This is a genomic window from Zemynaea arenosa (genome assembly GCF_004614185.1).
Lineage (GTDB): Bacteria > Pseudomonadota > Gammaproteobacteria > Burkholderiales > Burkholderiaceae_D > Telluria > Telluria arenosa.
Genome location: NZ_SPVF01000264.1, coordinates 24,286 through 32,487, shown reverse-complemented (window position 1 = coordinate 32,487; position 8,202 = coordinate 24,286). Strand labels below are relative to the sequence as shown.

Annotated in this window: 8 protein-coding genes; 3 read left to right on the top strand and 5 right to left on the bottom strand. The window is 69.3% G+C overall.

What is annotated here, in order from left to right; translation table 11 throughout:
* Positions 1–488: alpha/beta fold hydrolase (locus E4L96_RS21840; protein ID WP_135209330.1), on the bottom strand; the 488-nt coding region annotated here is incomplete at its 3' end.
* Between the two features lie 141 nt (positions 489–629).
* The gene (locus E4L96_RS21835) at positions 630–1,535 is read right to left on the bottom strand and encodes a helix-turn-helix domain-containing protein (protein ID WP_135209329.1); all 906 of its coding nucleotides are present in this window, start codon (positions 1,533–1,535) and stop codon (positions 630–632) included.
* Positions 1,536–1,675: 140 nt separating this feature from the next.
* Between E4L96_RS21835 and E4L96_RS21830 the strand changes: the two genes are divergently transcribed.
* Positions 1,676–2,581: a DMT family transporter gene (locus E4L96_RS21830; RefSeq protein ID WP_135209328.1), complete on the top strand. Its 906-nt coding sequence runs from the start codon at positions 1,676–1,678 to the stop codon at positions 2,579–2,581.
* A gap of 15 nt (positions 2,582–2,596) precedes the next feature.
* Here the strand turns inward: E4L96_RS21830 and trmB are convergent, their stop codons facing one another.
* From trmB to E4L96_RS21815, 3 genes are all read right to left on the bottom strand, one after another.
* Positions 2,597–3,277 (bottom strand): tRNA (guanosine(46)-N7)-methyltransferase TrmB, encoded by a 681-nt coding sequence (trmB, locus tag E4L96_RS21825; protein WP_135209335.1) that lies wholly within the window; start codon positions 3,275–3,277, stop codon positions 2,597–2,599.
* Positions 3,278–3,425: 148 nt separating this feature from the next.
* Entirely contained in the window at positions 3,426–5,012 is a 1,587-nt protein-coding gene (locus E4L96_RS21820; protein WP_135209327.1) for a methyl-accepting chemotaxis protein, read from the bottom strand.
* 8 nt (positions 5,013–5,020) lie between these two features.
* Positions 5,021–5,755, bottom strand: coding sequence for a transporter (locus tag E4L96_RS21815; RefSeq protein WP_135209334.1), 735 nt, complete (start codon positions 5,753–5,755; stop codon positions 5,021–5,023).
* 241 nt (positions 5,756–5,996) lie between these two features.
* On the opposite strand from E4L96_RS21815, the gene E4L96_RS21810 reads away from it, so the two are divergent.
* Entirely contained in the window at positions 5,997–7,196 is a 1,200-nt protein-coding gene (locus tag E4L96_RS21810; protein WP_167758774.1) for an NAD(P)/FAD-dependent oxidoreductase, read from the top strand.
* The gene (locus E4L96_RS21805) at positions 7,193–8,188 is read left to right on the top strand and encodes a sigma-70 family RNA polymerase sigma factor (protein WP_135209325.1); all 996 of its coding nucleotides are present in this window, start codon (positions 7,193–7,195) and stop codon (positions 8,186–8,188) included. Before E4L96_RS21810 ends, E4L96_RS21805 begins: the two co-directional genes overlap by 4 nt.
* Positions 8,189–8,202 lie beyond the last annotated feature (14 nt).

The following is an 8,202-nucleotide window of genomic DNA, read 5'->3' as shown; positions in this document are numbered from 1 at the left end:
GCCGCCTGCAGGCCGACTGTGGTGCCCCAGCTGTGGCCCATCAGGATGATTTTCCGCTTGCCGAATCTGGTGCGCACGTGCTCCGCAATGGCAATGGCGTCCTGCACGTAGCGGTCGATGGTGAGCGTGGGGCGTACGGTGTCCGGGTCAGCCTCCAGGTAGGACCGCCCGGCGCCGCGCTGGTCGTAGTTCACGACCGTGAAGTATTCTTCGAGTGGCCGCTGGTAGATCCAGGAAGATGGCATGTTGGGCGAAGCCGGGCCGCCGTGGATGAACAACAGGACCGGATTGGCCGTGTCCTGGCCGCGCACGTACAGCCATTGATCGATCCCGCCAACCTTCAGTTTGTAGCTCTGCTGGACGCCGGTGGGCGCAACGATGCGGGACAAGTCGCCGATCACACGGCGCGCGTCGACCGGCTCGTCGGCGCGGACGCAGGAACTCACGGCAAGAAGACTGCACAGCAGGACACGGATCGCTTTGAGCATGGACTGGCTCCAGGAGGGACAAAGTGAGCGACATAGTAGCAGCGCTGGTCCCGGCCACCCGCCCTCGCGCCAGCGTATGCATCGAAAATGCGCAATCGCGGCCACACCTGGCAGGGTCTCGCAGGCCAGGGGCGCTCCGCCTCAGCGCAGCGCGAGACGGTAGCGCCCCGGCGGCACGCCCACCGCGGCCTTGAAGCGGTGGCTGAAATGAGCCAGGTCCGCATAGCCGCAGTCCTCCGCTACCTGCTGCAAGGGCAGCGCGGCCGCCTTGAGCAGCGCCCGCGCGCGGTCGATGCGGCGCGCCGCGATCCACGCCGCCGGCGGCATCCCGAACGACAGCCCGAACATGCGCACCAGGTGGAACTCGGACAGGCACGCCACCTCCGCCAGCCGGCCCACCGAAATCGTCTCATGCAGGTGCGCCTCGATCCAGTCGGCCAGGCGGCGCCGTACCTGCGGGGCCAGTCCGCCTTTGCGCACCGCGTGCGGACGCAAGCCCGCCTGCCCGTGCAGCAGCAGGGACAGGGCATCGTGCGCGATCTCGTTCGCGCGCAGCAGCTGGTCGGCACCCTGCCACGGCGCCGCGAGCAGCGACTGGCACAGCGCCGCCAGCGCCGGATCGTCGAAATAGGTCCGGTCCTGCAGCATCAGTTCGCGCGGCTCGCGGTCCAGCTCCAGCACCGCGCGCCGGGTAAAGTGCTCGGGCATGAAGTACAGGTGCAGCAGCCGCAGCGAATCGCGCACCATCCAGCGCGACTCGTGCCAGTCCGGCAGGGAGCACAAACGCTGCGGGCCGCCGAACTGCCCCGGCACGTCGCTGCGTTCCACTCGGTAGCCGCCCCCGAGGTAGCACGACAGGGTGTGGTGGCCCGGCTGGCTGTAGACCGTCTCGTGTTCGTCCGTCTGCCGCTGCCACACCGCGACCGCCAGGCCGTCGCCGAGCCACGCAAAGCGCTCCAGCTGCGCATCGGTCCCGCACATGGTGCGGAACACGGCATGCTGCATGGCGTCGCCGGGCGGCGTGGCGGAGAGGGCTGTCGGGTCCATGCCAAAAAGTCTAGCACCGTCGCGCGTGTGGTGCCGGGCCTGGCGAACAAATGCGCAAGGACAGACAATGCCGCCGCCGGCGGGCCGCGCACACTGGGCGCCTGTCGAACTTCACGCCGCGCACCGGCGCCGCACCTGCCATGAACGCCCTCCTCTACGTCACCACGGTCCTGATCTGGGGCACCACCTGGATCGCCATCAAGCTCCAACTGGGCAGCGTGCCCGCACCAGTGTCGATCGCCTGGCGCTTCTGGCTCGCGGGCGCGCTGCTGTTTGCGATCCTGCTGGTCACCCGCAAGCCGCTGTGGCCACCGCGCCAGGCGTGGCGCTACCTGGTGGCGCAAGGCGCCGCCCTGTTCTGCTGTAACTTCCTGTGCTTCTACTATGCGAGCGCGCATGTGCCGAGTGGGCTGGTGGCGGTCGTGTTCTCGACCGCGCCGGTGTGGAATGCGCTCAACGGCCGCATCTTCCTCGGGCGGCCGATCCGTCCCGCCGTGATGGGCGGTGCGGCACTCGGCCTGGCGGGCATCGTCCTGCTGTTCCTGCCGCAAATGCAGGGGCACTGGAACGATGGCGGCATGCTGGCCGGCCTCGCGCTCGCGCTGGCGGGCACCCTGTGCTTCTCGGCCGGGAACCTGCTGTCCTCGCGCATGCAGGCGATGGGCCTCACGCCCTGGCTGACCAACACCTGGGCCATGTGCATCGGCGCCACCATCCTTACGGTGGGCGCGGCGGCACTGGGCATGCCGTTCCGCTTCGAGGCGAGCACGCAGTACGTGGGCTCGCTGCTGTATCTCGCGGTGCCGGGATCGGTGATCGGCTTCACCGCCTACCTGCTGCTGGTGGGGAGGATGGGCCCGGACCGCGCGGCCTACTGCACGGTGCTGTTCCCGGTGGTGGCACTGACGATATCCTCGGTGGTCGAGGACTACCGCTGGAGCGCGGGCGCCATTGCGGGCCTGGGCCTGGTCATCGCCGGCAACCTGCTGGCCTTCGCCGCGCCGGCGCCACGGCCGGTGGCCGCGCCTGCGGCGGCGCGGTCGTGATCAGCGCTCTGACGATCAGCGCTTGGTGAAGACCAGGTCCCACACGCCGTGGCCGAGCTTCAGGCCGCGGTTCTCGAACTTGGTGAGCGGACGGTAGGACGGCTGCGGCGCATAGCCTTCGGCGGTGTTCTGCAGTTGGGGCTCCGCTGACAGCACCTCCAGCATCTGGATCGCGTAGTCTTCCCAGTCGGTGGCGAGATGCAGGTAGCCGCCCGGCGCGATCTTGGCGCACAGCTTGGCGACGAATTCCGGCTGGATCAGGCGGCGCTTGTTGTGGCGCGCCTTGTGCCACGGGTCGGGGAAGAAGATGTGGACCCCGGCCAGCGACTGGTCCGGGATCATGTCGCGCAGGACTTCCACCGCATCGTGCTGGATCACGCGCAGGTTGGTGAGTTCCTGTTCGCCGATCTGCTTGAGCAGGCTGCCCACGCCGGGCGTGTGCACTTCCACGCCGATGAAATCCTTCTCCGGCATCAGCTTGGCGATGTGCGAGGTGGTGTCGCCCATGCCGAAGCCGATCTCCAGCACCACCGCAGCGCTGCGGCCGAAGGCGGCGGCGTAGTCCAGCGGCGCCTTCGCGTAGCCAATCATGAACTTCGGCCCCAGTTCCTCCAGCGCGCGTGCCTGCGCGGTGGACAGGCGCCCCGCGCGCGTGACGAAGCTGCGGATGCGGCGCTCGGTCGGGTCATACAGCATCGGGCGGCCGGAGTCGTGGTTGGGCGTATCGGAAGACATGGCGGAAATGAAGATGGCGGCCGGCCTGCGCCGGCGGGCCGCCATTATAGCTGAAGGGAAAACGTGCCCCGCAGGCTCGGATCGGCCCATCGGGGCCAGATCATCAAACTCAGGCCTGGGCCAGGCGCAGCGCGGACGAGGTGCGCGGCGCGCTGCCGCCCTCGATGCGGAACTGCGCCACCAGCGCCGCCAAATGGTGCGCCTGCTCCTGCAGCGAAGCCGTGGCGGCGGCTGCTTCCTCGACCAGCGCCGCGTTCTGCTGGGTGGCCGAGTCGATCTGCGCCACCGCGGAGTTGATCTGCCCGAGGCCGACCTCCTGCTCGCTGGTGGCACCGGCGATCTCGGTGACCACACCGCCCACGCGCATCACGCTGGACACCACTTTCTCCATCGTGCTGCCGGCGGTGGCGACCAGCTTGTCGCCGCGCTCGACCTGCTCCACCGAGGCATCGATCAGCACCTTGATCTCCTTGGCGGCGGCATCGGCGCGCTGCGCCAGCGTGCGCACCTCGTTCGCCACCACGGCAAAGCCGCGCCCCTGCTCCCCGGCGCGCGCCGCTTCCACGGCCGCATTCAGCGCCAGGATGTTGGTCTGGAAGGCGATGCCTTCGATGGTCGAGATGATCTGCACGATGCGCTGCGAGGCTTCCGAGATCGCGCCCATGGTCTGCACCACGTCCGCCACCACCTGGCCGCCCTGCTCCGCCACGCCGCGCGCGGTGGTGGCCAACTGCTCAGCCTCGCGCGCATGGGCGCTGTTCTGCTGCACGGTGGAGGTCAGCTCTTCCAGCGACGATGCGGTCTCCTCCAGCGAGCTGGCCTGCTCCTCGGTGCGCGCCGACAGGTCCATGTTCCCGTCCGAGATTTCGCGGGTGGCCACGGCGATGCGGTCCGCGCCGGCCCGGATCTCGGTCACCATCGCCAGCAGCTTGGCCTGCATGTCGTGGAGCGACCGCTTGAGGCGACCCAGTTCGCTGGTGTCGGTGGCATCGCTGTCGATGTGCGCGGACAGGTCGCCTTCGCTCACCCGGCCCGCGAAGACGATCGCCTCGTCCAGCGGTTCGGTGATGCGGCGGCTGATCACGAGGCCGATGCCGATCGCCAGCGCGGCCGCGATGCCCACCGCCGCCAGCACCTGCCAGTGGCTGGCCTTGACCACGGCGTCGCCGCCGTCGCGCGCGGCCACGGAGTTGCGCTCGATGGTCTCACTCAACCCGGCCATGCTCTTTTCCAGCTTTTCGAAAGCGGCGTTGAAGGCGGGCAGGCGCTCGCGCGCCGCGGCCTGGTCGCCCAGCGCCAGCGGCACCAGTTCGGCGGCCAGCTTCAGGTAGGCGTCCATGTCCGGCTTGACGGCGGCCAGGCGCGCGCGCACCTCGCCGTCCAGCCCCACTTCTTCCAGCTCGCGGATGTTCTGCTTGAAATCCGCGATGTGGTCCGAAGCCTCCTTGGCCACGGCCTGGCGGGCCGCGGTGTCGTCGCCCGCACCGGCCACGAAGGCCGCCATCACGTCGCCGCGCAGCGCATCGTGGTCCTGGTCGGCGCTCATCTGGTGGCTCAGCGCATTGCCGTTATCGGTGATCTTGTCCATCGCGCCGTCCAGCCGCCCCACGGTCAGCCAGCCCACGCCGCCCACCACGGCCATGAACACGATACTCAGGACATTCAACACCAGCAGATTGCTACGTACGGAACGCATTCGTCACCTCAGAATTTGATGGAGAGCCCGGCCGTCCAGCCGAGCTTGGGGGTGGTGTGATTCAAGCCGCGCGAGAAAGCCATGTCCAGCTGCGCGTTGTTGGTCAACAGCCAGGCCGCGCCGAAGTCGAAGGCGGCATTGGTGCCGCCATTGCGCGCGCTGGCAATCGAGGGCGCCGCCAATTCGACGAAGCCGCGCAGCCGGTCGTTGATCTCCTTGCCGAGGGTGACCGCGAAGATCCCGCTGGCGAAGCGGCCGCCGTCCTCGCGCCGGTCCAGCAGCACGCCGGGCATCACGCCGAATGACCAGTCGTCCGCCAGCTCCCACTCGGCCGACAGGCGCAGCGACGGGCGCACGCCCGAGCCGCGGTATGCCGGCGAGCCGCTGTCCACGTCCGCGTGCGCCAGCAGCGCCATCGAAGGACGGCTGCCGGCGGCATCGGCGAAGTGCCACTTCACGCCGACCGACCAGTCGCTGTAGCCGCGGCCCGCCGCACCGCTGTTCATGCGGCCATCGGTTTCGAAACGCAGCTCGGTGGCGTCGGTCAGGCCGAAGCGCAGCAGAGTGGGCGTGCTATGGGTGACTTCGCGCACGCCGTCATGGTCGAAGCGCTCGCCCGCCACGCTGGCCTCCAGCTGGAAGCGGCCCTTGCCCACCACGGCGCTGGATTCGACCACGTCGGGGCGGTCGGTGGCGATGCTGTCCTCGGGCTCGAAAGCAAAAACGGGTCCGGCCACGAGCATGGCCAGACCAAGAATCGTAATGCGCACTGCGGATCCCCAGTAAATATTGACTACGGGCAAATGTAACCGGGTGCGATCACGCCGATCAAGCTTTTCGGTACCTGATCCTGCATGCGCATGCACGAAAAACGACACAGTTGCCAGAGGAAGTAATCGTCCTGATCACACACTTGCCGGACAGGTCACGTTTTGCCGGCGTCGCTCGTCATTCATGCAGAAGCCATTCAATTGTGAGGACACCATGAAGGACATCGTGATTATCGGCGGAGGTTATGCGGGGCTGAGCTGCGCGCTGCGGCTGGGGGCGCGCGTACGCAAGCAGGGGCTGGCCGCGCGGGTGCACCTGGTCAGTGCGCGGCCGGTGGTGGTGGAACGCATCCGCTTGCACCAGCGTGTCGCCGGGCAGGCCATGCGCGAACGCGCGCTGGACACGCTGCTGGCCGGAACCGGCGTCCGGCTGGTGCGTGGCGCGGCCGAGGACATCGACGTACAGGCGCACACGGTGCGCGTCGATGGCGAAGTGCTGAACTGGGACCGGCTGGTGCTGGCCGCCGGGTCGCGCACGGACCTGCAGGCGGTCCCCGGCGCCGCAGCCCATGCCGTGTCCATCGAGCCAGATACCGCGGTGGCGCTGATGCAGCGCGTGGCCGCGCTCCCGCCAGGCAGCCGCGTGGCGATCGTCGGTGGCGGGCTGACTGGCATCGAGACCGCGAGCGAGATTGCCGAATCTTGCCGCGGCCTGCAGCTCGATGTGCGGCTGGTGGCGGGGCAGCGCCTCGCCGCGGACTTTCCGCCGCCCGCGCGCGCCCATCTGCGGCACACGCTGGAGCGCCTCGGCGTGCAGGTGATCGAAGGCCAGCGGGTGGTGGAGGTCGCGGCAGACCATCTGTGCACGCATGCCGCCCCGCTGCCGTTCGACCTGTGCATCTGGACCGCAGGCTTTGCCGCGCCGCCTCTGGCCCGCCACGCAGGCCTGAGCTGCAACGCCGCCGGCCAGGTGCTCGTGGACCCCATGCTGCGCGCCCTGTCGCATCCCGCCGTCTACGTGGCCGGCGACATGGGCGCGCCGGTCCAGCCGCCGGGCCAGCCGCTGCCGCAGGGCTGCAAGAGCGCCATGCCAATGGGCGTGCACGTGGCCGAGAACATCGTGCGCGAACTGCGTGGCGCGGCGCCCGATCCTTTCGACTTCGCGCTGATGTTCTACTGCGTGAGCCTGGGCCGCCGCGACGGGCTGATTCAATGGGCCGATGCGGCCGGCGCCCTCACCGGCCGCACGCTGACCGGGCGCCGCGCCGCCTGGTTCAAGGAATTCATCTGCAAGAGCACAATATGGGCGTTGCAGCTCGAACGCCGGGGCTTGCCCGCCGTGGTCTGGAAGCGGACCGGCCAGCCCGCGCTACCATCGCAAATGCACAAGGAACTGGAGCCCACCGAACGATGAACCCAGCCACCGCGACCATTACCGCCTCCGGCACTGCGCCGGACACGCCCACTGCGCTTTACGCCGACCGGCGCCGCCTGTACGCGCTAGCGTACCGCATGCTGGGCAGCGCCGGAGACGCCGAGGACATCGTGCAGGAAGCCTTCCTGCGCTGGCACGCGCAGCCGCGCGCGGACGTACGCGAGCCACGCGCTTTCCTCACAACGGTAGTGACACGCCTGTGCCTGGACCACATCAAGAGCGCCCGCGTGCGACTGGAGACCTATCCCGGCGTGTGGCTGCCCGAGCCAGCCGTGAGCGGCGCGGCCGATGGCGGGTCCGCGGACGAAGCACGCGCCGAGGCGGCGGGCACGCCGCCAGCGGCCTCGCATGTCACCCCGGAGGCCGAGCTGGAGCGGCTCGAGTCGGTCTCGCTGGCCTTCCTCGCCGTGCTGCAAACCCTGAGCCCCATCGAACGCGCGGTCTACCTGCTTACCGAAATCTTCGACTACAGCCACGCCGAAGCCGGCGACCTGCTGGGCCGCACGCCTGCGGCCTGCCGCCAGGCCCTGCACCGCGCCCGCACCGCGCTGGCGGCAGGAGTGCGCGGCGAGCCGCCGTCGGCCTCGCATCACGCTCTGCTGGCCAGCTTCCTGATGGCCACCCGCAGCGGCGACCTCGAAGGCCTGACCCGCATGCTGGCCGACGATGTCGAGTCGCGCGCCGATGGCGGCGGCTACGTCTCCGCCGCCACCAAGCCGGTGTTCGGCCTGCGCGCCGTCTCGCGCCTGTACGCCGGGCTGGCCGCCCAGATCCCGCAGTCGGTCCAGGCCCGCATCGTCGACCTGCACGGCTGGCCCACCGCTCTGCTGTACCAGGACGAGGTCCTGCTGGCCGCCTTGCAGATCCAGGCGGCACACGACCGTATCCAGCGCATCGACAACGTCATGAACCCGGAAAAACTGCTGCGCCTCGCGCGCTCGCTCGGGCTGAAGACCAGCCTGCCGGGATAGCGGCAGGTGGCGCT